The organism is Sphingomonas sp. 22R3R2A-7 (assembly GCF_036856055.1).
Lineage (GTDB): Bacteria > Pseudomonadota > Alphaproteobacteria > Sphingomonadales > Sphingomonadaceae > Sphingomonas.
Map to the genome: position 1 here is coordinate 2,854,090 of NZ_JASPFR010000001.1, position 26,334 is coordinate 2,880,423.

18 protein-coding genes and 5 pseudogenes are annotated in these 26,334 nt (G+C 68.2%); 13 read left to right on the forward strand and 10 right to left on the reverse strand.

All coding sequences use genetic code 11. From position 1 onward, the window contains the following. The first annotated feature begins 5 nt into the window (after positions 1-5). Positions 6-1,352, forward strand: a complete 1,347-nt coding sequence (locus QP165_RS13640; RefSeq protein ID WP_056020306.1) for a TldD/PmbA family protein — start codon at positions 6-8, stop codon at positions 1,350-1,352. Beyond that, the gene (locus tag QP165_RS13645) at positions 1,345-2,142 is read left to right on the forward strand and encodes a 3'(2'),5'-bisphosphate nucleotidase CysQ (protein WP_333996055.1); all 798 of its coding nucleotides are present in this window, start codon (positions 1,345-1,347) and stop codon (positions 2,140-2,142) included. The genes QP165_RS13640 and QP165_RS13645 overlap by 8 nt, the downstream gene beginning before the upstream one ends. A 155-nt stretch (positions 2,143-2,297) precedes the next feature. On the opposite strand, the pseudogene typA reads toward QP165_RS13645, so the two are convergent. The 3 genes and pseudogenes from typA to QP165_RS13660 form a co-directional block, all read right to left on the reverse strand. Continuing rightward, a pseudogene (gene typA / locus QP165_RS13650) lies at positions 2,298-4,143 on the reverse strand (translational GTPase TypA). Between the two features lie 197 nt (positions 4,144-4,340). After that, positions 4,341-5,306 (reverse strand): hypothetical protein, encoded by a 966-nt coding sequence (locus QP165_RS13655; RefSeq protein WP_333996056.1) that lies wholly within the window; start codon positions 5,304-5,306, stop codon positions 4,341-4,343. Positions 5,307-5,621: 315 nt separating this feature from the next. Continuing rightward, a complete protein-coding gene (locus QP165_RS13660; RefSeq protein ID WP_333996057.1) occupies positions 5,622-6,635 on the reverse strand; it encodes a zinc-binding alcohol dehydrogenase family protein in 1,014 nt (337 codons plus the stop codon). 160 nt (positions 6,636-6,795) lie between these two features. Between QP165_RS13660 and QP165_RS13665 the strand changes: the two are divergent. The 4 genes and pseudogenes from QP165_RS13665 to QP165_RS13680 all read left to right on the forward strand — a co-directional run bounded on the left by QP165_RS13665 (position 6,796) and on the right by QP165_RS13680 (position 9,677). Next, positions 6,796-8,005: pseudogene (locus QP165_RS13665) on the forward strand (toxic anion resistance protein). Positions 8,006-8,008: 3 nt separating this feature from the next. Next, complete coding sequence (locus QP165_RS13670) at positions 8,009-8,722, forward strand: hypothetical protein (RefSeq protein ID WP_333996058.1); 714 nt, start codon at positions 8,009-8,011, stop codon at positions 8,720-8,722. Positions 8,723-8,867: 145 nt separating this feature from the next. Further along, complete coding sequence (locus tag QP165_RS13675) at positions 8,868-9,248, forward strand: hypothetical protein (RefSeq protein ID WP_056020323.1); 381 nt, start codon at positions 8,868-8,870, stop codon at positions 9,246-9,248. A gap of 114 nt (positions 9,249-9,362) precedes the next feature. Continuing rightward, a complete protein-coding gene (locus QP165_RS13680; RefSeq protein WP_333996059.1) occupies positions 9,363-9,677 on the forward strand; it encodes a DUF3297 family protein in 315 nt (104 codons plus the stop codon). Positions 9,678-9,752: 75 nt separating this feature from the next. Here the strand turns inward: QP165_RS13680 and QP165_RS13685 are convergent. Next, positions 9,753-12,499, reverse strand: a pseudogene (locus QP165_RS13685) ([protein-PII] uridylyltransferase). Between the two features lie 98 nt (positions 12,500-12,597). Here QP165_RS13685 and QP165_RS13690 point away from each other — a divergent pair. Next, complete coding sequence (locus tag QP165_RS13690) at positions 12,598-13,887, forward strand: homoserine dehydrogenase (protein WP_333996060.1); 1,290 nt, start codon at positions 12,598-12,600, stop codon at positions 13,885-13,887. A 388-nt stretch (positions 13,888-14,275) separates the two neighbouring features. Here QP165_RS13690 and QP165_RS13695 read toward each other — a convergent pair whose 3' ends face one another. From QP165_RS13695 to QP165_RS13710, 4 genes are all read right to left on the reverse strand, one after another. Continuing rightward, the gene (locus QP165_RS13695; protein WP_333996061.1) at positions 14,276-14,683 is read right to left on the reverse strand and encodes a hypothetical protein; all 408 of its coding nucleotides are present in this window, start codon (positions 14,681-14,683) and stop codon (positions 14,276-14,278) included. A gap of 127 nt (positions 14,684-14,810) precedes the next feature. Further along, the gene (locus QP165_RS13700; protein WP_333996062.1) at positions 14,811-15,227 is read right to left on the reverse strand and encodes a hypothetical protein; all 417 of its coding nucleotides are present in this window, start codon (positions 15,225-15,227) and stop codon (positions 14,811-14,813) included. A gap of 62 nt (positions 15,228-15,289) precedes the next feature. After that, entirely contained in the window at positions 15,290-15,733 is a 444-nt protein-coding gene (locus tag QP165_RS13705) for a CoA-binding protein (RefSeq protein ID WP_333996063.1), read from the reverse strand. Positions 15,734-15,880: 147 nt separating this feature from the next. Beyond that, positions 15,881-16,831, reverse strand: a complete 951-nt coding sequence (locus QP165_RS13710; RefSeq protein WP_333996064.1) for an Mrp/NBP35 family ATP-binding protein — start codon at positions 16,829-16,831, stop codon at positions 15,881-15,883. Between the two features lie 69 nt (positions 16,832-16,900). On the opposite strand from QP165_RS13710, the gene hflK reads away from it, so the two are divergent. The 4 genes and pseudogenes from hflK (at position 16,901) to QP165_RS13730 (ending at position 22,333) form a co-directional block, all read left to right on the forward strand. Then, a complete protein-coding gene (hflK, locus tag QP165_RS13715; protein WP_333996065.1) occupies positions 16,901-18,043 on the forward strand; it encodes a protease modulator HflK in 1,143 nt (380 codons plus the stop codon). A gap of 23 nt (positions 18,044-18,066) precedes the next feature. Then, positions 18,067-18,906, forward strand: coding sequence for a protease modulator HflC (gene hflC / locus QP165_RS13720; RefSeq protein WP_443019376.1), 840 nt, complete (start codon positions 18,067-18,069; stop codon positions 18,904-18,906). 116 nt (positions 18,907-19,022) lie between these two features. Further along, positions 19,023-20,577: pseudogene (locus tag QP165_RS13725) on the forward strand (Do family serine endopeptidase). A 109-nt stretch (positions 20,578-20,686) separates the two neighbouring features. Then, positions 20,687-22,333, forward strand: a complete 1,647-nt coding sequence (locus tag QP165_RS13730; protein ID WP_333996066.1) for a helicase HerA-like domain-containing protein — start codon at positions 20,687-20,689, stop codon at positions 22,331-22,333. Positions 22,334-22,441: 108 nt separating this feature from the next. Here the strand turns inward: QP165_RS13730 and QP165_RS13735 are convergent, their stop codons facing one another. Beyond that, positions 22,442-22,750: a hypothetical protein gene (locus QP165_RS13735; RefSeq protein WP_333996067.1), complete on the reverse strand. Its 309-nt coding sequence runs from the start codon at positions 22,748-22,750 to the stop codon at positions 22,442-22,444. Positions 22,751-22,911: 161 nt separating this feature from the next. On the opposite strand from QP165_RS13735, the gene QP165_RS13740 reads away from it, so the two are divergent. Then, entirely contained in the window at positions 22,912-23,793 is an 882-nt protein-coding gene (locus QP165_RS13740; RefSeq protein ID WP_333996068.1) for a M20 metallopeptidase family protein, read from the forward strand. A 130-nt stretch (positions 23,794-23,923) separates the two neighbouring features. Here the strand turns inward: QP165_RS13740 and QP165_RS13745 are convergent. Continuing rightward, positions 23,924-24,879 (reverse strand): annotated as a pseudogene (locus QP165_RS13745) (isopenicillin N synthase family dioxygenase). Between the two features lie 178 nt (positions 24,880-25,057). Between QP165_RS13745 and QP165_RS13750 the strand changes: the two are divergent. After that, complete coding sequence (locus QP165_RS13750) at positions 25,058-26,314, forward strand: multidrug effflux MFS transporter (RefSeq protein WP_333996069.1); 1,257 nt, start codon at positions 25,058-25,060, stop codon at positions 26,312-26,314. Positions 26,315-26,334: the final 20 nt, after the last annotated feature.

The window sequence follows — 26,334 nt, forward strand, 5'->3', positions numbered from 1 at the left end:
TCGGGATGCTTACACCCGACCAAGCCCGCGACCGCGCCCATGACATCGTAGCGCGCGCGAAGGCCGCCGGCGCCGACGCCGCCGATGCGGTCTTTGCCGCCGACGCCTCGCTCGACGTCTCGATCCGCCTCGGCAAGCTCGAGGATATCGGCCGGTCGGAGAGCGAGGACCTGGGGTTGCGCGTGTTCGTCGGCAAGCGATCGGCGAGCGTCTCGACCTCCGACCTGTCGTCCGCGGCGATGGACGCGCTCGCTGCACGCGCGGTGGCGATGGCGCGCGAGGCTCCCGAGGATGCCTGGGCCGGACTCGCGCCGGAAAGCCGGTTGCTGCACGGCCTGCCGCCGATGCTGGGGCTTGCCGACGATGGCGTGGTCTCGCCCGAGCAGCTCCGCGATGCCGCGACGGCTGCCGAGGATGCGGCGCGTGCGGTTGCCGGCGTGACGAACAGCGAAGGCGGCGGCGCGAGCGCGTCGAGCAGCGTGTGGGCGCTGGCCACCAGCCATGGGTTCGCGGGCGCCTATGCCTCGACCGCGTACGGCGTGTCGGCGAGCGTGCTGGCGGGCGAGGGCGGCGCGATGCAGCGCGACTATGCCTATCACAGCGTGCGGCACCGCCAGCATCTCGAATCGCCCGAGGCGATCGGGCAGCGCGCGGGCGAGCAGGCGGTCGCGCGGCTCAATCCGGGGCGGCTCGCGAGCGGGCCGATGACGGTGGTGTACGACCCGCGCGTCGGGAGTTCGCTGCTAGGGCACCTGATCGCGGCGATCGCGGGGCAGGCGATCACGCGCAAGACGAGCTTCCTGCTCGATTCGCTGGGTTCGCAGGTGTTTGCGCACGGCATCACGATCCGCGACGATCCGCATCGTCCCTATGGTCTGCGGTCGCGGCCGTTCGATGGCGAGGGACTGCCCGTGTCGCCGACTGCGATCATCGAGCATGGCATGCTCGAAAGCTGGCTGCTCGATTCGGCCTCGGCACGGCAATTGGGGCTCGAGCCGACGGGCCATGCCGCGCGCGGCGTCAACGGCGCGCCGGGCGTGTCGACGAGCAACGTCTTCATGGAAGCGGGCACGATGCCGCCCGAGACGCTGATCGAGGATATCGTGTCGGGCGTCTATGTCACCGAGCTGATGGGCGGCGGCGCGAACGGCGTGACCGGCGACTACAGCCGCGGTGCGGCGGGGTTCAGGATCGAGAACGGCGTCATCACCGGGCCGGTCGCCGAGTTCACGATCGCAGGCAATGCCAAGGACATGTTCTTGGCGATGACGCCCGCGAACGATCTCGAATTCCGCTACGGCATCAACGTGCCCACGCTGCGCGTCGAGGGCATGACGGTGGCGAGTGGCTGAACCGACCCTGCGTGATGGGGCCCAACTGATCGAGGCCGTCGAGTCGATCGCCGCCGAGGCGGGTCAGATGGCGCTCGCGCGGTACGGGACCGATTTCAGGCGCTGGGAAAAGACGCCGGGCAGCCCGGTGTGCGAGGTCGATATCGATATCGACCGGATGTTGAAGGCGCGGTTGTCCGCGCTGTTGCCCGATGCCGGATGGCTGTCGGAGGAAACCGCGGACAATCCCGCGCGGCTCACGCGCGACCGCCTCTGGGTCGTCGACCCGATCGACGGCACGCGCGACTATATCCGGGCACGCCCGGGCTGGTGCGTGTCGATCGCGCTGGTCGAGCGCGGGCGCGTGGTGATCGGCGTGCTCGATGCGCCGGCGCGGGGCGAGATCTGGTCGGCGGCGCTGGGGCAGGGCGCGACGCTCAACGGTGCCGCGTTGCGTGCCGGCGACCGCGTCGACCTTCCGGGATCGCGTGTGCCGACCGATGCGCTGCCCAAGGCGGACCGCGACCTGGCGGTGGTCGACAAGCCCAACTCGATCGCGCTGAGGATCGCGATGGTCGCAGCCGACCGCGCTGATCTGGTGGCGACGCTGCGCTGGGGGAATGAGTGGGACATCGCCGCCGCCGCGCTGGTTGCGAGCGAGGCCGGGGCGGCGGTGACCGACGCGGTCGGCATCCCGCTGGTGTTCAACAAGCCGCGCCCGCAGGCGTTCGGGGTCGTCGCGAGTACGCGCGGGATCCACCGTGCCGCGATCGAGCGGCTGGCGGATCGGGCGGCGGCTATCCTGGGGTAGGGCTGGGTGTGCTGAGCTGGACGCGAAAAAGGCCGGAGGTTTCCCTCCGGCCTTTTTCGTGTCCGCGGCGCGACCCGGCAAAGCCGTGTCGTCGGACCTCGCTGTAGCGAGGCCGGCCGAGCGCCTGAGGCTCGGCCGGCTTCGCGGTGCTGGCCTCAGGCGCTCTGCTTTGCCCGGCTCGCCCGCTTGCGCTCGTTCGCGTCGAGGAAGCGCTTGCGCAGACGGATCGACTTCGGCGTGACTTCGACCATCTCGTCGTCGTCGATGTAGGCGATCGCCTGCTCGAGCGTCGCACGCTTCGGCGGCGACAGGCGGACCTGGTCGTCCTTGCCGCCCGAGGCGCGGAAGTTGGTCAGCGCCTTGGTCTTCATCGGGTTGACCTCGAGGTCGTCCGGCTTGGCGTTCTCGCCGACGATCATGCCCTCATAGAGCGCCTCGCCGTGACCCACGAACAGGATGCCGCGCTCTTCGAGCGGACCGAGGGCATAGTTGTTCGCTTCGCCCGACCCGTTCGAGATCAGAACGCCGTTCTTGCGGCCTTCGATCTGGCCCTTGTGCGGACCGTACTTCTCGAACAGCCGGTTCATGATCCCCGTGCCGCGCGTGTCGGACAGGAATTCACCGTGATAGCCGATCATCCCGCGGCTCGGCGCCGAGAAGGTGATGCGGGTCTTGCCACCGGTCGACGGACGCATGTCGGTCAGTTCGGCCTTACGGATATTCATCTTCTCGACGACGGTGCCCGAATGCTCCTCGTCGACGTCGATGATGACGGTCTCGTACGGCTCGGTCTTCTTGCCGTCCTCGTCCTCGCCGAACAGCACGCGCGGACGCGAGATACCGAGCTCGAAGCCCTCGCGGCGCATCGTCTCGATCAGCACGCCCAGCTGAAGCTCGCCACGACCGGCGACTTCGAAGCTGTCCTTGTCGGCCGCCTCGGTCACCTTCACGGCGACGTTCGACTCGGCTTCGCGGAACAGACGCTCGCGGATCATGCGCGACGTCACCTTGCTGCCCTCGCGGCCCGCCATCGGCGAGTCGTTCACGGCAAAGCGCATCGACAGCGTGGGGGGATCGATCGGCTGCGCGTGCAGCGGCTCGGTCACCGTGATGTCGGCGATCGTGTCGGCGACGGTCGCAACCGAAAGCCCAGCAAGCGAGATGATGTCGCCGGCCTTGGCTTCGTCGACCGGCACGCGGTCGAGGCCGCGGAACGACATGATCTTCGACGCGCGACCCGTCTCGATGATCTTGCCGTCGTTATCGAGCGCGTGGATCGCCTGGTTGGTCTTCACGGTACCCGAATTGACGCGACCGGTGAGGACGCGGCCAAGGAACGGATCGCGGTCGAGCAGCGTGACGAGGAAGGTGAAGGGCACGCCGGCGACTTCGACCTTGGGCGGCGGCACGTGCTTCACGATCGTCTCGAACATCGGGATCAGCGTGCCTTCGCGCGCGTCCATGTCGGTCGAGGCATAGCCGTTGCGACCCGAGGCGTAGAGCACGGGAAAATCGAGCTGGTCGTCGTTCGCGTCGAGCGACACGAACAGATCGAACACTTCGTCGAGCACTTCCTGGATGCGCGCGTCGTTGCGATCGACCTTGTTGACGACGACGATCGGCTTGAGGCCGAGTGCCAGCGCCTTGCCGGTGACGAACTTGGTCTGCGGCATCGCGCCTTCCGACGAGATCGACCAGCAGGACGACGCCGTCGACCATCGACAGGATGCGCTCGACTTCACCACCGAAATCGGCGTGGCCGGGCGTGTCGACGATGTTGATGCGGATGCTCTCGCTCTCGCCCGGGGGCGTCCAGTCGACCGAGGTCGGCTTGGCGAGAATGGTGATCCCACGCTCCTTTTCGAGGTCGTTCGAATCCATTGCGCGCTCTTCGACGCGCTGGTTGTCGCGGAAGGTGCCGGACTGGCGGAAGAGCTGGTCGACCAGCGTCGTCTTGCCGTGATCGACGTGCGCAATGATCGCCACGTTGCGGAGGCTCATGAATGTATTCTCTTGAAACGAGGAACGGGGTTGGCGCGCGCCATAGCGTAATTGTTGCGCCGCGGGAAGACCGGGCGGGTTCGGGGACTCACCACCCCTGCCGTCATCCTGACGAAAGTCAGGACCCAGGGTAACAAACGGTGCCCTGCGTGGCTCTGGGTCCTGACTTTCGTCAGGATGACGGAGCGAGGCGTGGGTTAGCGACGCTTATAGGCTCCGGCCGCGAGAATGACACGCGGCTCGCGAACCGCCAGCATCGCCCGGAGCGCGGCGTGCTTGTCGGGCGCGGCGGCGTAATAACGCTGCCAGATTCGCAGACCCATCCAATAGCCGAGCTCGGGCGGCCAGCCGGCGGGGGGCGTGCTGTAATTGCCGATCCAGCGGGCATAGGCCTTGGCCTCGGGCGAACCCTCGTCCGGGTTGTCCTTGTCGGTCAGGATGCGGGTGAGCGCGATGTCGGCCTGCATCTGGCGCCAGAGCTCGGTCTCGCGCGGGGTCGCCCAGGCGGCGCGCGCGGTGTCGGGCTCCTCGCCGGTGACGAGTTGCGCGATGAAGTCCGCGGCGCCCTCGACGAGGATCGCGGTGAGCAGGGGGTCGCGGGCGAGCGTCATGCCGGCATCCTCCTGGATCGCGTGCACCGTCTCGTGCGCGAAGAAATGACGCAGCGTCTGGCGCAGTTTTTCCGGGGTCGGGGAGATGCGGCAGAGGACTTCGAGACCGAGCACCTGTGCGCCGGGCTTGGCGGTGCCGCCCGAGCTGTTCGCGCCGAAGACGATATAGACTTGCGGGAGTTTCGCGTCGGGAAGCGCGCCGCGGAGACCGAGATAGATCGATCGGAGATCGGCGGTGGCGGCCTTGGCGGCGGGGAGGCAGGTCTTGATCGCCTGCGCGTAGCGGGTGGGGTTGGCGGCGATCGCGCGCGCGAGCGTGTCGGCGTCGCCGATCCGGCCGGGGGTGAAGACGCCGATCGCGACGCTGCCCTTGTCGAGATAGTCGCGTTTGAGTTGTGTGGCGGTGGGCTTGCCCTTGGTCCTGGCGAACAGCGCGGCGAAGCGGTCGGCGTCTTCGGTGTGGATCGTCGCGGTGAGCGGGTCGGCGGGCGGCGGGCGATTCGTGGCGGCCGCGGGGAGGAGGGCGAGCACGAGGATCAGCGGGCGGAGCATGATGCGCAGCGTATCGCGTGCTGGGCGCCGCGCCAGTCTCATTCGGCAAGTGACTCGCCTCCCGCTGAACCAATGTTCCCCCGCGAAGGCGGGGGCCAGGGTAACAAGTGACACCGGGTTTGGCTCCTGGGCCCCCGCCTTCGCGGGGGAACAGGAAGAAGCAGATCGTAGCTTAGTCGCCCCACCCCGGCGGAGGCCGGGGCCCAACTGGAAAGGTGGCAATGATGATGCGCTGCCATCCGTTAGCAGCGTCCCCCAACTGGACCCCGGCCTCCGCCGGGGTGGGGCGTGGTTAGGTTCGTGCTCCGCGAGAACTCAGAACCCCTCGAGCACGATCTTCCCCTTCGCCGTGTGGCTCTCGATCCGCGCGTGCGCCTTACGCAGGTTCGCCGCGTCGATCCGCCCGAAATTCTCCGCGAGCGTCGTCTTCACCGTACCCGCATCCACCAGCCGCGCGACCTCGTCGAGGATGCGGCCCTGCTCGGCCATGTCCGCGGTCTGGAACAGCGAGCGCGTGTACATCAGCTCCCAATGGACCGAGATCGACTTCTGCTTGAGCGGGCTGATATCGAGCGTCTCGGGATCGTCGATCAGCGCGAGCCGGCCCTGCGGTGCGATCAGCGTCGCGATTTCGGCGACATGCTCGTCGGTATGCGTGGTCGAGAAGACGAAGCCCGGCGCGCCGAGTCCGAGCGCCGCGACCTGCTCGGCGAGCGGCTTGCGGTGATCGATCACGTGATGCGCGCCGAGATCCTCGACCCAGCCCCGCGTCTCGTCGCGCGACGCGGTGGCGATCACGGTCAGGTCGGTGAGCTGCCGCGCGAGCTGGATCGCGATCGAGCCGACGCCGCCCGCCCCGCCGATGATCAGGATCGCGGTCGCCGCACCGGGCACCGGCTTGCGCACGTCGAGCCGATCGAACAGCGTTTCCCACGCGGTGATCGACGTCAGCGGCAGCGCCGCCGCCTGCGCCCAGTCGAGCGACTCCGGCTTGTGCCCGACGATGCGATCGTCGACGACGTGATATTCGGCGTTCGTCCCCGGCCGGTCGATTGCGCCTGCATAGAAGACGGCATCGCCGACCGCGAACCCGGTCACCGCATCGCCGACCGCGACGACGGTCCCGGCCGCGTCCCAGCCGAGCACCTGCGGCGCGCCGTCGGGATCCGCGCGGCGCTGGCGGATCTTGGTGTCGACCGGGTTCACCGATACCGCCTTCACTTCGACGAGCAGGTCGCGGCCCGTCGCCTCGGGCTTGGGCAGGTCGAGATCGACGAGCGACTGCGGATCGTCGATCGGAAGCGATGTGGTGTAGCCGATGGCGCGCATGCTGTGTCTCCTGGAATACGGGGACAAAGCCGCCGACACCCCCTGCGGGTTCCCGTCCCGGCTTCATGCAGCGGTTGGCAAGCCGAGTGTATTATCTATATACGCCACTTGAACGCGGCGCGGGTTGCAGCCACCATGCGCTACCGAACGGAGACACTTGATGGCCACGACCCCGGAAACGCTGACTGAGCCGAGCCTGGTACTGACGCCGCCCGATCCGGTGCCGACCGTCGCCGCCGCCAAGGCCGCCGGGCTGGTGCCCGTCGATGCCGGCGTGAAGTCGCAGCTCGACGAGCGCGTGTCGGGGTTCGTCACCGATCTCGTCGCGCAGGACGTCAACAGCCCCGAGTTCGGCAAGCGCGTCGATGCGATCACCGCGATGGGGGCGAAGGAAATCCGCGAGGCGGCGGGCCAGTCGAACCGGTTCCTCGATCGCCCGGTCAAGGCGATGGATCAGGAAACGGGCGTCGGCAAGGATCTGGCCGAGCTGCGCCGCGTCGTCGAGGATCTCGATCCGGGCAAGAAGGGCAACCTGACCGCGCCGCAGAAGCTGTTCGGGATTATCCCGTTCGGTGGCAAGATGCGCAATTATTTCGACGGCTATAAATCGTCGCAGACGCACATCGCGCAGATCCTGAAGAGCCTGTCGTCGGGCAAGGACGAGCTGCTGATGGACAATGCGGCGATCGATACCGAGCGCGCGAACCTGTGGGCGGCGATGGGGCGGCTCGAGCAGATGATCCATCTGTCGAAGACGATGGACGCGAAGCTCGAGGACGTCGCGAACGAGCTCGATCACAGCGATCCGGCCAAGGCCAAGGCGATCCGCGAGACGGCGTTGTTCTATACGCGCCAGCGCACGCAGGACCTGCTGACGCAGATGGCGGTCACCGTGCAAGGCTATCTCGCGCTCGATCTGGTCAAGAAGAACAATGTCGAGCTGGTGAAGGGCGTCGATCGCGCCTCGACCACGACCGTGTCCGCGCTGCGCACCGCGGTGACGGTGGCGCAGGCACTGACCAACCAGAAGCTGGTGCTCGAACAGATCACCGCGCTTAACACGACGACCGCGAACATCATCGATCTCGACCGGCAAGCTGCTCAAGTCGCAGACCGCGCAGATCCACGAGCAGGCGGCGTCCGCGACGATCCCGCTCGAGACGCTGCAACGCGCGTTCCAGAACATCTACGATACGATGGATGCGATCGACGTGTTCAAGCTGAAGGCGCTCGACAGCATGAAGACCACGGTCGGCGCGCTGTCGAACGAGGTCGACAAGTCGCGCGGCTATATCGCGCGGGCGGAAGGCGCGACGCAGGGGCAGCTCGGTGGCCCGTCGCCGAGCGCGTTCAAGCTGGAGGCGATGTAGGGCGTGAGCGAAGTCGACGACGCCATCGCGAGCGCGCGCGCCTCCTGGTCGCGGATCTCGGACGACCGGACGGGCGCCATCGTTCCGCGCGCGCCATCGCGAGGACGCGCGCGCCAGACGCAGGCGATCGGCAAGCGGCTGACGCGGATCGTCGTGGCCGACGCGGTGATCCTCATCTCCGCGATGGTGATCGGCTGGATCGCGCCGCTGGGGATCGGTGGGGCGATGCTGGTGATGGCGTTGCTGGTCGCGGCGACGATGCTGCTGGCGGTGTGGCCCGCGGACCGCGCGCCGACGCCCGAGCGGCTCGCGTCGGTCGAGATCAAGGGATTGCCGGCGCAGACCGAACGCTGGCTGGAGGCGCAACGTCCCGCCTTGCCCGCACCCGCGATCCCGCTGGTCGACCGGATCGGCCTGCGGCTCGAGACGCTCGCGCCGCAGCTCGCGCGCTTTGCCGACGATGCGCCCGAGGCGATCGAAGTGCGCAAGCTGGTCGGCGAGCAATTGCCCGCGTTCGTGAAGGATTACGAGAAGGTCCCCGCATCGCTCCGGACGACGCCGCGCAACGGGCGGACGCCCGACGCGGAACTGGTTGCCGGGCTGTCGCTGATCGAACGCGAGATCGGCGAGATGACGGCGCGGCTCGCCGAAACCGACCTCGACAGCCTCGCGACGCGCGGGCGCTTTCTCGAAATGAAATACCGCGACGACCGCTGACGCTTCCGCACGCCAAGTGTCGCTAAACGCTGCGTGAACAACGCATTCCGGCGCGGTTCAGGCCGGGTCGGGCATGACCTGCAACACGGTCGCGGTTCATGCGTTTGGCTCGTGACGACCGGCGTAGAATGTCAGGAGGTTCGACATGAACGGTTTGATGAAGAAGGCAGGACTTGGCGTCGCGCTGGCCGCGACCGTGTTGACCGCGGCGGCGCCCGCCGACGCGCAACGTTGGGGCCGTGGATATCGTGGCGGCGGCTGGGGTGGATACCATCACCGTGGCGGCGGCAATGCAGCGGGCGCGGCGGTGCTGGGCGGCATCCTGGGTCTGGGCGTGGGCGCAGCGATCGCGAGCAGCAATCGTCCGCGCTATTACGACCGCGGCTATTACGCGCCGCCGCCGGTGGCCTATTACGCGCCCCCGGTACGCACCTACTACCGCGAGGACTATCGTCCGCGGTGCTGGAGCGAGTGGCGGACCGACCCCTATTATGGCGAGCAGGTCCAGGTTCAGGTCTGCAGTTAAGGCCGGTTCGACGGTCGGCCTGTCGACCCGATCGAAGCGCGCGGCGGCGTCGGGGTTATCCCGGCGCCGCTTTTTGTGGCGTTGCGGCGGCGGTTGCCGCTAGACGCCGCGACCATGACCGACACGCCAGAGACACCCGCAACCGAACAGCCGACCGCGACGGGCGATACGCCCCCGGATCGCCTGTCGACCAATCATCGCAGCCCGTTCTTTCAGCAGGACCTGCTGGAACGCGGGATCGGCATCCGTTTCAAGGACGGCGTGCGCCACGACGTCGAGGAATATTGCATTTCCGAAGGCTGGATCCGCGTCGCGCTGGGCAAGAAGGTCGATCGCAACGGCAATCCATTGACGCTGAAGCTGTCGGGGCCGGTGGAGGCGTGGTTCGAGCGGCCTGCCGCCGGAACCGGCGAGGGCGACGCCGCGTAATCCTGATCCGTCGTTCGGCAGCGGCGCGGTCGCGAGCGCCGTCGAACGACGATCCTGCCCGTCGCTGACGTCAGATCACGCGACGAGGTCGAGTTCCTCGCCGGCTGCCGCCGCGAGCAGGCGGCGTTCGAGCGTCTTCAGCCGCGCGGCGGCGGTGATGCAGTCGCCGGTCAGGTCGGTGATGTAGAAGGTGTCGACCGCGCGTTCGCCGTACGTCGCGACATGCGCGGAGTGGATCGTCACCTTCGACTGGAACAGCGCGTTGGCGAGCTGGTTGAGCAGCGCAGGCCGGTCGCGCGCATTGACCTCGACCACGGTGAAGCGGTTCGAGGCACGGTTGTCGATCATCACGTTGGGGACAATCTCGAACGCCTCGGCGCGCGCGCGCGGGAGCGGCTTGGCGACGAGTCGGTCGGCGAGCTTGCCGCGGTTGGCGAGCGCATCCTCGATCGCGGTCTTGAGCCGGGCGAGCTGTTCGCTGCCGTCGAACGGGCGGCCGAACGGATCCTGGACGAGGAAATTGTCGACCGCCATGCCGTCGCGCGTGGTGTGGATCCGCGCGTCGATGATGTTGCCCCCCGCGACATGGATTGCGCCCGCGATGCGGTAGAAGAGCCCGGGATGATCCGCGGCATAGATCGTCACGAGCGTCGCGCCGCGGCCGGGATAGACATGCGCGTCGATCGCGAGCTGCGCGTCGCCCGTCCCGGCGAGGAAGCGCGCATTGTGGACGAGCACGTCCTCGGGCTCGGCGATCCAATAGGCCTCGGGCATGCGGCGGACGAACGCGTCGAATTCCGCGTCGCTCCAGCCGAGATCGGCGTGGAGCGTCTCGTGCTTGGCGGCGATCCGTTCGGCGCGGCCCTTCTGCTTGTGGCCGAGGCGGAGCACCTCCTCGGCCGATTCATAGAGGTCGCCGAGCAACTGCCGCTTCCAGCCGTTCCAGACGCCCGGGCCGACCGCGCGGATATCGACGATGGTGAGGATCAGCAGCAGCCGCAGCCGCTCGGGGCTCTGCACCACGTCGCAGAAATCGAGGATCGTCTTGAAGTCCGACAGGTCGCGCTTGAACGCGGTCGCGGACATCAGCAGATGCCAGCGGACGAGCCAGGCGACGGTCTCGGTCTCGGCCGGCGACAGGCCGAAGCGCGGGCAGAGGCGTTGCGCGACTTCGGCGCCGAGGATTGAATGATCGCCGCCGCGCCCTTGGCGATGTCGTGGAGCAGCACCGCGACATAGAGCACGCGGCGCGAGACGATCTGGCGGAAGATCGCGCTGGCGAGCGGATGGTCCTCCCGAAGCGCGCCATTCTCGATCCGCGCGAGCAGGCCGAGTGCGCGGATCGTGTGTTCGTCGACGGTGTAGTGATGATACATGTCGAACTGCATCTGCGCGACGACGCGGCCGAAATCGGGCACGAACCGGCCGAAGACGCCGGTCTCGTTCATCCAGCGCAGGACGAGTTCGGGATCGCGCGGCGAGCTTAGCACGTCGAGGAACAGCGCGTTGGCGGTGGGGTCGTCGCGGATGTCGTCGACCAGCTTCACGTCGCGGGCGGCCGCGCGCATCGCGAGCGGGTGGATCTCGAGCGTGTTGCGGTCGGCGAGCTGGAAGATCTCGATCAGCCGGACCGGACTTGCGCGGAAGAAGTCGTCGTCGGGCAGCGCCAGCCGGCCGCGGTCGAGAACGAAGCCGTTGAGGCGGCGCGGACTGCGGCGGATCGTCGGTAGCCCGAAGCGGCGGCCGCGCGCGGCGAACTTCTCGTCGAGATGCGCGAGGAAGACGCCGGTGAGGTCGCCGACGGTCTTCGCCTGGAGAAAGTAGAAGTGCATGAAGCGTTCGACCTTCGGCTTGCCCGGGCGGTCGGAGAAGCGCATCCGGTCGGCGATCTCGCGCTGGACGTCGAAGGTCAGCCGATCCTCGGCGCGACCGGTGATGCTGTGGAGGTGGCAGCGCACCGCCTGGAAGAAATTGTCGGCGCGGTGGAAGAGGCGATATTCGGCCTTGGTGAACAGCCCGACATCGACGAGCTGCGCCGCGCGCTGGACGTCGTAGATGTACTTGCCGATCCAGAACAGCGCGTGGAGATCGCGCAGGCCGCCCTTGCCCTCCTTGACGTTGGGTTCGACGACATAGCGCGTGTCGCCCATCTTGCGGTGGCGCAGATCGCGCTCGACGAGCTTGTCGGCGATGAACGCGCGCGCGGTATCCGCCTGCACCTCCGCCTTGAACCGGCGCGACGCCTCTTCGTAGAGATCCATGTCGCCGGTGACGTAGCGCGCCTCGAGCAAGGCGGTGCGGACGGTGATGTCGGCCTTGGCCTGGCGGATCATCTCGTCGAGCGAGCGGCTGGACTGGCCGAGCTTCAGGCCGAGATCCCAGAGCGTGTAGAGCATCGATTCGATGATGCGCTCGACCCGCGGGGTCTGTTTGCCCGGCGTGAGGAAGCCGATATCGACATCCGAATGCGGCGCCATCTCGCCGCGGCCATAGCCGCCGACCGCGATCAGCGTCAGCCGGTCGTCGGGGGTGGGCGCGGGCGCAGGGCGCAGCCGGGTGGTGGTGAAGTCGAACAGCAGGCGGAGCAGCTGATCGATCAGATAGGCCTGCGCGCTCGACACCTCGAGCCCGCGGCTGGGATGTTCGGCGAGCCGCTTGGCGACCTCGACCCGGCCCGCGTCGAGCGCGGCCTTGAGCAGGATCGTCGCCTGGCGGCCGAGCGCGACCGGGTCGGTCTCGTCCAGCGCGGCGATGGTGTCGGCGACCGCGCGGCGATCGATGATCGCGCGGCGGTTGGGCAGGTGATCGAAGCGGCCGGTCATGCGGCACCAGATAGGGCGCGCGGCGCCATTCGTCATCTTGATTGCGGGAAACCTTCCCGAACCCTAGGTCTTCGCGCGGGTTTGGCGAAAGGAAGACGATGACCGAAGCGTTGCGCGTGGGACTGGCGGGCCTGGGAACCGTGGGGGGCGGCGTCATCCGGCTGCTCGACGCGAACCGTGAGCTGATCGCCAGACGGGCCGGGCGCGCGATCGAGGTCGTCGCGGTATCAGCGCGCGACCGCTACAAGGATCGCGGCGTCGATCTGACACGGTTCGCTTGGGTCGACGACACGACCGCGCTGGCGCAGCAGGCGGACGTCGATGTCGTCGTCGAGCTGATCGGCGGATCGGACGGCCCCGCGCTGACGCTGGCACGCTCGACGCTCGCCGCAGGCAAGTCGTTCGTCACCGCGAACAAGGCGATGCTCGCGCATCACGGCTATGAGCTGGCGACCGCGGCGGAGGCGGCGCGTGTCGCGCTGAAGTTCGAGGCGGCGGTCGCGGGCGGGATCCCGGTGATCAAGGGCCTGCGCGAGGGCGCGGCGGCGAACGCGATCGGGCGGGTTTACGGCATCCTCAACGGGACGTGCAATTTCATCCTGAGCAAGATGGAGGCGGAGGGGCGCGATTTCGCCGAAATCCTCGCCGAGGCGCAGGCGCTGGGCTTTGCCGAGGCGGATCCGAGCTTCGACATCGACGGGGTGGATGCGGCGCACAAGCTGTCGATCCTCGCCTCGATCGCGTTCGGGACGCGGCCGGCGTTCGACGCGGTCGCAGCGAGCGGCATCCGGCATTTGCTGGGCGCGGACATCGCCGAGGCGGCGGCTTTGGGCTACCGCGTGCGGCTGCTCGGGCTGGCGGAGGACGGGCCCGACGGGCTGTTCCAGCGCGTGCATGCGCATCTGGTGCCGGTCGACCATCCGCTCGCGCACGTCACGGGGTCGCTCAATGCCGTGGTCGCGGAGGGCAATTTCGTCGGGCGGCTGCTGTTCCAGGGCGCAGGGGCGGGCGACGGGCCGACCGCGAGCGCGGTGGTCGCGGACCTGATCGACATCGCGCGCGGCGAATATGGGCCGCCCTATGCGATGCCGGCGGCGTCGCTGGTCGCGGCGGCGACCGCGGACAGCGGCGAGCGGCGCGGGCGCGCCTATCTGCGCTTCACGGTCGCGGACCGGGTCGGCGTGCTGGCCGAGATCGCCGCGGCGATGCGCGACGCGGGCGTCTCGATCGAGAGCCTGATCCAGCGCGGCGCGATGGCGGACGGCAGCGTGCTCGTCGCGATCGTGACGCATGAGGGGCCGGAGCGGTCTGTGGCGCAGGCGCTGGAGAAATTGCGGGGGTCGCAGAGTCTGGTTGGGGAGCCCTTGTGGATGCATATTCTGGGGTGATTTGTGGGGTGTGTGGCGGCGCCTCTCTCTGCCGTCATCCTGACGAAGGTCAGGATCCAGGGTGGCGGATGGCTGCGCTGTGTGGCTCTGGATCCTGACTTTCGTCAGGATGACGGGGTTGTGTGGGGGAAAAGGCGGCCGCCTCCTTCGTCATCCCGGGCTTGACCCGGGACCCAGGGCCGCGAGCGGTGTGCTGCTTGGCTCTGGATCCTGACTTTCGTCAGGATGACGGGGTTGTGGGTGGGGATGACGGCCCCTCCCTTCCGTCATCCTGGGCTCGACCCAGGATCCAGAGTTGCGGGGGTGCACTGCTTGGCTCTGGGTCCTGACTTTCGTCAGGATGACGGGGCGGGTTACGGCCTCGCTGGGGCCGGGGGTGCGGGCTCCGTCAGGTCGATCGCGATGCGGCCGGTCTTGTCGGGTTTTTCGAAAACGCGCTCTTGGCGAGCGCGACGGCGCCGGCGACGAGCGGGGCGATCGGCGGGCCGAAACCGGACTGACAGCCGCGCTGCGTCGCGGCGCAGGGCGTGCCATCGAGCTCGAGTGCGCGGATCGCGGTCATGTTCGGGTTGGAGGCGACCGGGCGGTCGGGCGGGCCCCAGTCGGGGAGCGGGAGGCGCGCACCTGATTCGGTGCCGGGTGCGCAGACGACGATCGTCTTGTCGCCCTCCTTCACCACCGGGCAGTCGGGGGGATTGAGGATCGACCAGCTCTTCTCGATCGGGGCGGACGACACCGGCGTAGCGGCAGGTGTGGCGCTGGCCTGTGTAAGCGCGAGCAGCGTGACCAGAATCATGCAAGGTACCTCATCGGTCCGCGGTGATCGTGACGGAACACGGTTGTCAACTCTATACGGCGGTTTGGCCGCCGTCGACTGTCGGACGACTAGCGGGCATCACCGGGCGGGCATCACCGGGCCGGCATCACGGGGCGGGCGTCCGCATCCCGCCGGCGGCGGCGCTGCCCGAGCCTTCGCCGGGACCGAAGGCGACCGTCGCGCGGACGCCGGTGGCGCCGCCGCCGACCAGAAACGGGCCCATGTCCTCCATCGGCGTGCGGGCATGGACGAGCGCGGCGCGCCCCTCCGCCACCATGTCGCGGCGGTCGGCGGTGTGCGTGGCCAGCGGCACACGGAACCGGTCCGCCTGGCGCAGGCCGCACACGGTGATGTCGGTCACGCCGGGATTTATGACGCAGCGCTGTTCCGCCGCCATCCGGGTGCGGGCACGGACGATCAGGTCTTCGTGCGGGGCGGGGTCGGACGCTGTCGTTGACGCCGGCAGGGCAATTGGCGGGACTGCGGCAAGCGTCTGGACCATCGTCAGCAGGATCGCGAGCATCGGTACCGTCCTCGACCATCAATCGCGCGGAGACTGGTCCTGGCACCCCGCGCGGGCAAGCCTCAGTCGGTCGGATCCCGATCTATTGTGGCGACGCCGAGGCGCGGGATCTCGATCGCGGGGCAGCGGTCCATCACGACCTGAAGGCCGGCGGCTTCGGCACGGGCGGCGGCGGCGTCGTTGATCACGCCGAGTTGCAGCCAGACCGCCTTCGCGCCGATCGCAATCGCCTGGTCGACGGCTTCGCCCGCCGCGGAGGAATTGCGGAAGATGTCGACGATGTCGATCGGGTCGCCGAGCTGGGCAAGTTCGCGGAAGACGAACTCACCATGGACGTGTTCGCCGGTGATCTGCGGGTTGACCGGGATGACGCGGTAGCCATGCGCCTGGAGCTTTGCCATCACGCCGTAGGACGCGCGATCGGGGCGGTCGGAGGCGCCGACCAATGCGATCGTCCGTGCGCTTTCAAGCAGCGTCTTAATATCGGCGTCGGCGGTCAGAGGCATCGGCTTGTCCTCTTGGTGGAGTGCGCCGCGGACGGGTCGATACATGGACCGGTCGGGCGCGTCTCGGGAAACCTGGTCCGCTCGTGCCGTAGCTCTACGCGCCAGGCACGACCGGTAACAGCACAACGGCGCGCGCCCCAAAACGTTTCACATTTTTCCAATCCATGCGACGACCTGAGCGGCGAGGGCGGCGAAAATCACGTCGTCGGGCTCGGCTGCGGGGGGCGTTCCCGCGTCGGATGCGGTGCGGATCGACAGCGTCAGCGGCACGCGGCCGAGGAACGCGATGCCGAGCTCACGCGCCGCCGCCTCGGCGCCGCCGTTGCCGAACGGATCCGAACTCTCGCCGCAATGCGGGCAGACATAGCCCGCCATATTCTCGACCAGCCCGATGATCGGGATGCCCGCTTTCTCGAAAAGGTCGATCGCGCGGCGCGCGTCGATGAGGGCCAGATCCTGCGGCGTCGAGACGATGATCGCGCCCGCGGGACGGTATTTCTGGACCATCGTCAGCTGGACGTCGCCGGTGCCGGGGGGCAGGTCGAGCACGAGCGTGTCGGTCGCGCCCCAGTCCGCCTCGACCAGCTGGCCCAGCGCGCCCGCCGCCATCGGCCCGCGCCACGCAAGCGCGCGACCGGGATCGACGAGCTGGCCCATCGACAGCAGCGGGACGCCGTAGGGGGTGGGGACGGGGTCGAGCACCTTGTCCTTGGCGGTCGGGCGGGTGCCCTCGACCCCCATCAGCCGCGGCTGCGACGGGCCGTATATGTCCGCATCGACCAAGCCGACGCGGCGCCCGGCGCGGCTGAGCGCAATCGCGAGGTTGGCGGACAGCGTCGACTTGCCGACGCCGCCCTTGCCGCTGGCGACCGCGATCAGCCGGCGGGTGGTCCGCTCGGCGGTCATCACGATCCGCACGTCGGTGACGCCCGGGCCAGTCGCGGCCATGCGGATCGTCGCCTCCAGCGCGTCGCGTGCCTTGGGGTCTAGTCCGGTGGCGTCGACGACGATGCCCAGCCGCTCGCCCTCGAGGCGTACCGTGGCGCGCGGTCCCGCCACTGCGGCGATCGCCGCCTTTACCGCTTCAATGTCGATCATCCGCGTCAGATAGGCCCGTGGCGGCTGCTTGGCACTGTTTTTCCGCGGGTGCGCACCTATAAAGGTTAGATGACGATCTTCTCGCGCTGGTTCCGGCGTCCCCCAATTCTCGCCGTCGAAACGCCAAAGGGCCCCTGGGGCGGGTCCGGTGACGATGCTGGTGCCGAGGGCGGCGGGCCACGCAATCCCTGGGCATTGCCGCCCGGCGGACGCAAGGCGACCGCGAAGCCCAGCGCGCTCGATGAGTTCCTGAAAAAGGCGCGCGGCAATGGCGGCGGCGGCGGCGGGGGCGGCGGTAATTTCGGCGGCCTGCCATCGGGCGCCAATGCGCGCGCGTTGTGGGCGATCGGTGCGGGGATCATCGTGCTCGTGTGGATCCTGTTCACCTCGTTCCACCAGATCGGGCCGCAGCAGCGCGGCGTGGTCACCTATTTCGGCAGATATGCCGGCACGCTCGATCCGGGCATCCGCTTGACGCCGCCCGCGCCGATCGCGAGCGTCGAGGTGGTCGACGTGCAGAATATCCGCACGGACAACTTCCCCGTCGGTGACGGCGAGAACCTGACGCTGACCGGCGACCAGAACATCATCGACCTTGCCTATTCGGTGCGCTGGGACATCGCCGATCCGCGGAATTACGTCTTCCAGCTGGCCGAGCCCAACAACACGGTGCGCGCCGCCGCCGAGAGCGCGATGCGCGCGGTGGTCGCGACAACGACGCTGGAGCAGGCGATCGGCACGGGCCGCACGGTGATCGAGCAGCGCGTCGCCGAGCTGACGCAGCAGATCCTCGACGACTACAAGTCGGGTGTACGTATCCAGGGCGTCGCGATCAAGCAGGCGGCAGCGCCGGCGCGGATCGTCGAGGACTTCAACGCGGTGACCGCGGCGCAGCAGGAGGCGATCGCCAACCTCAACCAGTCGCGCTCCTATGCACAGCAGGTCGTGGCGCGTGCGCAGGGCGAGGCCGCATCGTTCGACAAGGTGTACGAGCAGTATCGCCTGGCCCCCGAAGTCACGCGTCGACGGATGTATTACGAGACCATGGAAGCGGTATTGGCCAAGAGCGACAAGACGATCGTCGAGACCCCGGGTGGCGTCGTGCCGTACCTGCCGTTGCAGAACGGCAAGCGGCTGACCGACCCGCAGGCGCCGCGTGCGGCCGAGCCGACACCAACGCCGGTTCCCGCCCAGCAGGGGGCAGCGCAGTGAACGGCGTGAGCATCCGCAACCCGATGGTCGCAGGCGCGATCGCGCTCGTGCTGGTCATCCTGGCCGCCGCGACCTTCGCGATCGTCCCCGAGACCCAGCAGGCGGTGATCCTGCGGTTCGGGCAGCCGATCCGCACCGTCAACGCCTATGCGCCGAACCAGCCGTTCGGCGACACGGGCGCCGGGCTGATCGCGCGCGTGCCGTTCATCGACCGCATCGTGTGGATCGACAAGCGCGTGCAGGACATCGAGCTCGACAACACGCTCGTGCTGTCGACCGACCAGCTGCGGCTCGAGGTCGATGCCTATGCGCGGTACCGCGTCGTCGACCCGCGCAAGATGCGCAATGCGGTCGGCAGCGAGGAACGCATTCCCGACCAGCTGCGCCCGATCCTGGGGTCGGCGCTGCGCAACGAGCTCGGCAAGCGGCGGTTCGTCGAACTGCTCAGCCCCGAGCGGTCGGAACTGATGGACAATATCCAGAAGGGGCTGCAGCGAGTCGCGAGCCAGTACGGCGTCGAGATCGTCGATGTCCGGATCAAGCAGGCAAACCTGCCCGTCGGCCTTCCGCTCGAAAGCGCGCTCAAGCGCATGTCGAGCGCGCGTCAGCAGGAGGCGATCACGATCCGTGCCGAGGGTCAGAAGCAGGCGCAGATCGTCCGCGCGCAGGCGGATGCCGACTCGGCGAAGATCTATGCGGAAAGCTTTGGCAAGGATGCTGATTTCTACGATTTCTACCGCGCGATGCAGTCCTACCGCCACACCTTCGGGGCGGATGGCGGCACGCCGCCGGAAGGATCGACGTCGATCATCCTGTCGCCCAACAACAGCTATCTGCGGGAGTTCGAGGGTCGCGGGCGCTAAGGCGCGCCCGTTGCCTTTGGCGGAACCTTTCCAGCTTCCCCCTATTCAACCATCGTTCAGCACGTCTCGCCTAGCAGCGGTCTGTTTCGAACGATGAAACGAGAGGACAACATCTAGTGCGTTATGCCTACGCCATTACCAGTGCTCTTCTCCTAGGCGGCGCAACCGCGACGCTCGCGCTCCAGCCGGGCACCGCCCAGGTCGCGCAGAACGAACCCGGCGCGATCCAGGCGGTCTCGCCGAAGCCCGGCGCGCCGATGAGCTTCGCCGACATGGTCGCGCGGCTCCAGCCCGCCGTCGTCAACATTTCGACCAAGCAGACGATCGTCCAGAAACAGCAGGCCAATCCGTTCGCAGGCACGCCGTTCGGCGACCTGTTCGGCGGCATGGGCGGTGGCCCGCAGGGTGGCCCGCCGGTCAAGCGCGAGGGCGCGTCGCTCGGCTCGGGCTTCCTGATCTCGCCGGATGGCTATGTCGTCACCAACAACCATGTGATCTCGCCGGGCGCGCAGGGCGCGACGGTCGATCTCGATCACGGTGACGCTGAGCAACAAGAAGGAATATGTCGCCAAGGTCATCGGCAAGGACCAGGAGTCCGACCTGGCGCTGCTCAAGATCGACGCGGCGGACCTGCCCTTCGTGAAGTTCGGCGATTCCAACGGCGCGCGTGTCGGCGACTGGGTGCTCGCGATCGGCGAACCGTTCGGGCTTGGCGGCACGGTGACCGCAGGCATCATCTCGGCGATCAATCGCGTCACCGGGCAGGGCGGTGCGTATGACCGCTTCATCCAGACCGACGCGTCGATCAACCAGGGTAACTCGGGCGGTCCGATGTTCGACCTGAGCGGCAACGTGATCGGCGTGAACTCGCAGATCTTCAGCCAGTCGGGCGGCAATATCGGGATCGGCTTCGCGATCCCCGCGGCGACCGCCAAGCCGATCATCGCGACCTTCATGAAGGGCGGCACGATCGAGCGCGGCTATATCGGCGTCCAGCTGCAGCCGGGCGGCACGATCAACGAGGACACCGCCGCCGCGCTCGGCATCGCCAAGAACCAGGGCGAGCTGATCAACGACGTCACCGCGGGCGGGCCTGCGGCAAAGGCCGGTGTGCGTGCGGGCGACGTCGTCACGCGCGTCAACGGACAGGCGGTCACGGTCGATCAGTCGCTCTCCTATCTCGTCTCGAACGTGAAGCCAGGCCAGACCGCGCGTCTCGACATCCTGCGCAACGGCAAGCCGGCGTCCGCCAACGTGGTCGTCGCACCGCGTCCGAGCGCGGAGAAGCTTGCCGCGACGCTGGGTGGCGACGCGCAGGGCTTTGGCAGCGAAGATGGTGACGACGACGATACGGGCAGCACGGCCGCTCCCACCGCGGGTGCGGCGCTCGGGATCGGTGTCCAGCCGCTGACCCCGGCGATCGCGCAGGCGGTCGGGGTCGATCCGACGACGCAGGGCGTGGTGATCGCGGTCGTCGCACAGACGAGCGATGCGTTCGGCAAGCTCAAGCGCGGCGACGTGATCATGTCGGTCAACGGCACGCCGGTGCGAACGGCTGCCGACATGCAGACCGCGGTGACCAGCGCCAAGACCGCGGGGCGTCCGCAGGTCCTTCTCCAGGTCAAGCGCGGCCGTGGCCCGGCGCAGTTCCTGCCCGTCAAGATCAAGTAATCCCTCACCGGATTGCGGAATACGAAGGACCGTCGCCCCACCGGGCGGCGGTCCTTTTTCTTTGCGGCGCCCGGGGTTAGGATCGGGTGACGGGTATGAGGATGAGAGCATGAGCGACGGCATTGTCATCGGCGCCAGCGTGGACGGCACGCAGCAGACGCTCGAGCTGAAACGCGCGAACCGCCACGGGCTGATCGCGGGCGCGACGGGCACCGGCAAGACGGTGACGCTGCAGGGAATCATCGAGGGGTTCTCCGCGCGCGGCGTGCCGTGCTTCGTCGCGGACGTGAAGGGCGACCTGTCGGGGCTCGCCATGGCGGGGTCGCCGACCGCCAAGACGCACGCGGCGTTTGCCGAGCGCGCGAAGGCGATCGGCGATGCCGGCTGGGCCTATGCCGACAACCCCGTGCAATTCTGGGACCTGTTCGGCGCGCAGGGGCATCCGATCCGCACGACGATCAGCGAGATGGGGCCGTTGCTGCTCGCGCGGCTGATGGACCTCAACGAGGTGCAGGAGGGCGTGCTGACGATCGCCTTCCACGTCGCGGACAAGGAAGGGCTGTTGCTGATCGACCTCGACGATCTGCAGGCGATGCTGACCGAGTGCGCGGGGCGTGCGGACGAGCTGACGACGACCTATGGCAATGTGTCGAAACAGTCGATCGGCGCGATCCAGCGGTCGCTGCTCCAGCTGCGGACGCAGGGCGCGGAGCATTTCTTCGGCGAGCCCGCGCTCGAGATGCGCGACTTTATCGGCGTGGACGACCGGGGCAGGGGCATCGTCAACATCCTTGCCGCGGACCAGCTGATGGCGAGCCCGAAGCTGTATTCGACGTTCCTGCTGTGGCTGATGAGCGAGCTGTTCGAACAGCTTCCCGAGATTGGCGATCCCGACAAGCCGGTGCTGTGCTTTTTCTTCGACGAGGCGCATCTGCTGTTCGACGAGGCGCCCAAGGCGCTGCTCGACAAGATCGCGCAGGTCGTGCGGCTGATCCGGTCGAAGGGGGTCGGCGTGTACTTCATCACGCAGAACCCGATCGACATTCCCGATACGGTCGCGGGGCAACTCGGCAACCGGGTGCAGCATGCACTGCGCGCGTTCACGCCGCGCGACCAGGCGGCGGTGCGATCCGCGGCGGAGACATTCCGGGCAAATCCGGGCGTCGATGTCGCGACCGCGATCACCGAGCTAAAGGTCGGCGAGGCTTTGGTGTCGCTGTTGCAGCCGGACGGGTCGCCGACGCCGGTCGAGCGGACGCTGATCCGCCCGCCCGCCTCGCGCGTCGGGCCGATCACGCCGGTCGAGCGCAAGGTGATGATCGAGACCGATGCGATCGGCGCGAAATACGACACGGTTGTCGATCGCGAGTCGGCGGAAGAACTGCTGGCGGCGAAGACCACGGAGGCGAGCGCCGCGGCGGCAGAGGCCAAGGCGACGACCGCGGCGGAAAAGGCGGCGGCGGCGCAGGCCAAGGTCGATGCGAAGGCAGCGCGGCAGGCGGAGCGCATGCGGGCCGCGGACCAGCGCGAGGCGGACCGGGCGCAGCGCGATGCCGATCGCGCGGCGGCGAACTCGCCCTGGACCAAGATGGCGACGTCGGCGACGCGGGCGGCGAGCTCGTCGATCGGGCGGCAGGTGGCGAACGAGATCGGCAAGCAGGTGTTCGGGACGCGAAGCCGGTCGCGATCGCGCGCGTCCGGGGGGCTGGTCGGAAGCGTGTTGCGCGGGGTTCTGGGCGGGCTGTTCCGGGGGTGATTGGGGCGGGCGTTGCCGCTTCTGCCCTTGCCACCCCGGCGAAGGCCGGGGCCCAAATGGGGAGGTTGCGGTAACGGAGCGCCGTCCTGCATCATTGCCGTCCCCCGATTAACCCGAGCGTTCGCCGAGGTGGTGGAGGGGGTGGGGCGCTGTGGTATAGAGCGGCATCGGCACGGGCCGGGCGTTGGCCGGGCCTGTGCACCACGTCTTGCAGAGGTACCCGATCATGTCGCTCGATTTCGAATCCACCACCGACTGGGCCGCGATCGGCGAGGAGAGCCTCGACGCGGCGATCGAGTTGCGGCGCGCGATCCATGCGGATCCCGAGGTCGGGCTGCACTGTCCGCGCACCTCGGACAAGGTGAAGGCGGCGCTGGCGGGGCTGCCGCTCGAGATCCGCGGGGGGACGTCGACCACGGGCTTCGTCGCGATCCTGCGCGGCGGGCGTGGCGGCGGCACTGCAGGCGGCAATGGGCGGACCGTCCTGCTGCGCGGCGACATGGATGCGCTGCCGATGCAGGAAGAGACGGGGCTGCCGTTCGCGTCGAAGATCGACGGCGCGATGCATGCGTGCGGGCATGATTCTGCACACCGCGATGCTGGTTGGCGCGGCCAAGGCGCTGTGCGCGCGGCGGGACGAGTTGCCGGGGACGGTCGTGTTCATGTTCCAGCCGGGCGAGGAGGGGCATCACGGCGCGCGGCACATGATTGCCGACGGGCTGCTCGATGCGCCGCTGCCCGAAGCGGGGTTCGCGCTGCACATCTCGCCCAACATGCAGATGGGGCATGTCGTCAGCCGGTCGGGCACGCTGATGGCGTCGACCGACACGCTGCGCGCGACGATCACCGGGCGCGGCGGGCATGCGGCGATGCCGCACGACTGCCTCGATCCGCTGCCGATCGCGTGCGAGATCGTCACCGCGCTGCAGACCTATGTCGCGCGACAGGTGGCGGTGACCGATCCGGCGGTGCTGTCGATCACCAAGCTGAATGCGGGGAGCGCGCACAACGTCATTCCGTCGAGCGTCGAGATGCTGGGGACGATGCGGACGCTGTCGGAGCGGACCCGCGAGCAGGTGCGCGCGGCGTTCATCCGGATGGTCGAGGGGATCGCTGCGGCGCACGGCGCGGTAGGCACGCCGACGATCGAGGAGGGCTACCCGGTCACCGTCAACGACTCCCGCGCGACCGAGCTGATCAAGGCGGTGGCGACGACGATCGGCGGCGAAGGCGCGTATCAGGTGATGCCGCCGATGATGGGCGCGGAGGACTTTTCCTACGTGCTGCAGAAGCTGCCGGGGGCGATGGCGTTCATCGGCGCGGCACCCGAGGGGAGCGACCCGCGGACCAATCCGCCGCTGCACAATACGAAGATGACGATCGACGAGCGGGTGATGGCGCACGGGATCGCGGTGCATTGCGCGGTGGCGGAGCGGTTTTTGGCGAACGGGTTCGATTGAGGCTCACGCACCACCCCGGCGCAGGCCGGGGCCCAATTGGGGAGGTCGGCGTAACGGAGCGGTGTCCGTGGTTACTGCCGTCCCCCAATTGGGCCCCGGCCTTCGCCGGGGTGGTGGTGGAGGGGGGCGGTTACTTCTTGATCAGGCCGATCTCGACGAGGCGTTCGTGGAGATAGTCGTGCGCAGTGATCGGGGTCGGGTAGCGGTTGGGGTTTTCCGCGGTGATCGTCGCCGGCAGCGTCTCGATCAGGAAATCGGGTGCGGGATGCAGGAAGAACGGCATCGAATAGCGCGAATGGCCGCGGCGCTCGGGGGCGGGTTGACGACGCGGTGCGTGGTCGAGGGCAGGACGTGGTTGGTCAGCCGCTGGAGCATGTCGCCGACATTGACGACCATCGCACCCTCGGGTGGCTTGATCGACAGCCAGCGGCCGTTCGCGCGGTCGAGCAGTTCGAGACCTGCCTCCTCTGCGCCGAGCAGCAAGGTGATGAGGTTGATATCCTCATGCGCGCCGGCGCGGACGCCCTCGGCATCGACGGGGATCGGCGGGTAATGGAGCAGGCGCAGGACGCTGTTGCCGTCCTTGACCGCGGGGTCGAACCAGTCGGGCGCTAGCTTCAGGTGGCGCGCGATCGCCGAGAGCAATTTGTCACCCGCGGTGTCGAACGCCTTGAAGAGGTCGAGGAAGACCGGCTTGAATCCCTCGGGCCGGGTCGGCCAGACGTTGGGCGACATCTGCGCTTCGTAGCGGTGGCCGGCGGGGAGCTCACGGCCGACATGCCAGAATTCCTTGAGGTCGACGACCTTGGCGTCTTTCGCGATTTCCGTCTTGAAGGGCGTGTAGCCGCGCGCGCCGCCGCCGCCGGGCGCGAAATAGCCGCGCTTCTCGTCTTCGGGCAGATCGAACAGCGCCTTGGTCTCGGCCCAGGCCTGGTCGATCAGGTCGGTCGGGATGCCGTGATCGGCGACGATCGCGAAGCCGAACCGTTCGAACGAATTGCCGAGCGCGGCGGCAAAGCCATCGGGGTCGCGCGCCTGATCGGCGAGGCTGAGCGTGGGAACCTGGGCGGCGGGGGTATCGAGCATGTATCGGTATCCGGATAAGGGAGCACCGATATAGCGACGCGCGCGCGTGCTGCCAAATGCCGGCATGCCGAATGCGCGCGGCCGCAAACATCTGGGGTCGTTAGGTTCCTCCCTGCGCGCACAGGCACCGGGGCGCGGGTTACGCGGCGTTCGATAAGCGGGTAAGGGCGGCGGCATCATGACCGTCAATCCTCCCATGTCCGACGCGGAGGCGATGCGCGGGGCACCGATCGGCTTCGTTGAGTTCGTCGCGCTGGTTGCGGCGCTGATGTCGCTGACCGCGCTCGGAATCGACTCGATGCTGCCGGCGCTGCCCGCGATCGGCACCTCGCTCGGCATTACCGGCGCGAACAGCCGGCAGTTCATCGTCACCGCATTCGTGATCGGGTTCGGCGTCGCGCAGCTCGTCCATGGTCCGCTAGCCGATCGCTATGGCCGGCGGACGGTGCTGCTGTGGTCGCTCGGGCTGTACGCGGTCGCCAATGTCGCGTGCGCCGCCGCGGGGAGCTTCGTGCTGTTGCTCGTCGCGCGTGCTGCGGGCGGCGCGGTGATCGCCGCGGCGCGCGTCGCGACGATCGCGCTGGTCCGCGACTGTTATCACGGCCGCGCGATGGCGCGCGTCATGTCGATCGCGTTCATGGTGTTCATGATCGTCCCGATCCTGGCGCCGACATTCGGCTGGGCGGTGCTGCAGTTCGGCGACTGGCGTGCGATCTTCGGCGTGATCGCGGTGCTGACGCTGGGGATCATGGCGTGGTTCTGGATGCGGATGCCCGAGACGCTCGAACCCGACAACGTCCTGCCGATCACGCCGCAGCGGATCCTTGCCGACTGGCGGCAGACGCTCGGCGACCGGCTTTCGCTGGGATATACGCTGGCCGCGACCGCGCTGATGGGGTCGCTCTACGGCTATCTCAACTCGATCCAGCAGATCATGGCGGACGTGTTCCACCGGCCGAACCTGCTCGCGCTGATTTTCGCGACGACCTCGGTGACGATGGCGGTCGCGAACCTGATGAATTCGCGCGTGGTGATGCGGTTGGGGACGCGATTGATCAGCCACGGTTCGCTCTGTGCGCTCGTGGTCGTGTCGATCATCCACCTCGCGGCGATCCTGATCGGGTGGGAGAGCCTGGTCAGCTTTGCGGTGTTCCAGGCGCTGACGCTCGGCTGTTTCGGGCTCGCGGTGTCGAACTTCTCGGCGATGGCGATGGAGAATATGGGGCGGATTGCGGGCACCGCGTCGAGCGTGCAGGGGTTCGTGAGCGTCACCGCGGGGGCCGTGATCGGCGCGATGATCGGGCAGGCGTTCAATGGGACCACCGTGCCGCTCGTCGCCGGCTTCCTGCTGGCGGGGCTCGTCGCACTGGCGTTCGTCGCGCTGACCGAACGCGGCCGGCTGTTCCGGCCGGCGATTGCGTCCAAAGCGGCGTAGCGAAGGAACCCGTCGCCCTC

Excerpts from the sequence above, each read along its gene's own strand:
- QP165_RS13640 (WP_056020306.1), top strand. The coding sequence starts at position 6 with ATGCTTACACCCGACCAAGCCCGCGACCGCGCCCATGACATCGTAGCG.
- QP165_RS13655 (WP_333996056.1), bottom strand. The coding sequence starts at position 5,306 with ATGCTCCGCCCGCTGATCCTCGTGCTCGCCCTCCTCCCCGCGGCCGCC.
- QP165_RS13660 (WP_333996057.1), bottom strand. The coding sequence starts at position 6,635 with ATGCGCGCCATCGGCTACACCACATCGCTTCCGATCGACGATCCGCAG.
- QP165_RS13675 (WP_056020323.1), top strand. The coding sequence starts at position 8,868 with ATGAACGGTTTGATGAAGAAGGCAGGACTTGGCGTCGCGCTGGCCGCG.
- QP165_RS13680 (WP_333996059.1), top strand. The coding sequence starts at position 9,363 with ATGACCGACACGCCAGAGACACCCGCAACCGAACAGCCGACCGCGACG.
- QP165_RS13690 (WP_333996060.1), top strand. The coding sequence starts at position 12,598 with ATGACCGAAGCGTTGCGCGTGGGACTGGCGGGCCTGGGAACCGTGGGG.
- QP165_RS13695 (WP_333996061.1), bottom strand. The coding sequence starts at position 14,683 with ATGATTCTGGTCACGCTGCTCGCGCTTACACAGGCCAGCGCCACACCT.
- QP165_RS13700 (WP_333996062.1), bottom strand. The coding sequence starts at position 15,227 with ATGCTCGCGATCCTGCTGACGATGGTCCAGACGCTTGCCGCAGTCCCG.
- QP165_RS13705 (WP_333996063.1), bottom strand. The coding sequence starts at position 15,733 with ATGCCTCTGACCGCCGACGCCGATATTAAGACGCTGCTTGAAAGCGCA.
- QP165_RS13710 (WP_333996064.1), bottom strand. The coding sequence starts at position 16,831 with ATGATCGACATTGAAGCGGTAAAGGCGGCGATCGCCGCAGTGGCGGGA.
- hflK (WP_333996065.1), top strand. The coding sequence starts at position 16,901 with ATGACGATCTTCTCGCGCTGGTTCCGGCGTCCCCCAATTCTCGCCGTC.
- hflC (WP_443019376.1), top strand. The coding sequence starts at position 18,067 with ATGGTCGCAGGCGCGATCGCGCTCGTGCTGGTCATCCTGGCCGCCGCG.
- QP165_RS13730 (WP_333996066.1), top strand. The coding sequence starts at position 20,687 with ATGAGCGACGGCATTGTCATCGGCGCCAGCGTGGACGGCACGCAGCAG.
- QP165_RS13740 (WP_333996068.1), top strand. The coding sequence starts at position 22,912 with ATGATTCTGCACACCGCGATGCTGGTTGGCGCGGCCAAGGCGCTGTGC.
- QP165_RS13750 (WP_333996069.1), top strand. The coding sequence starts at position 25,058 with ATGACCGTCAATCCTCCCATGTCCGACGCGGAGGCGATGCGCGGGGCA.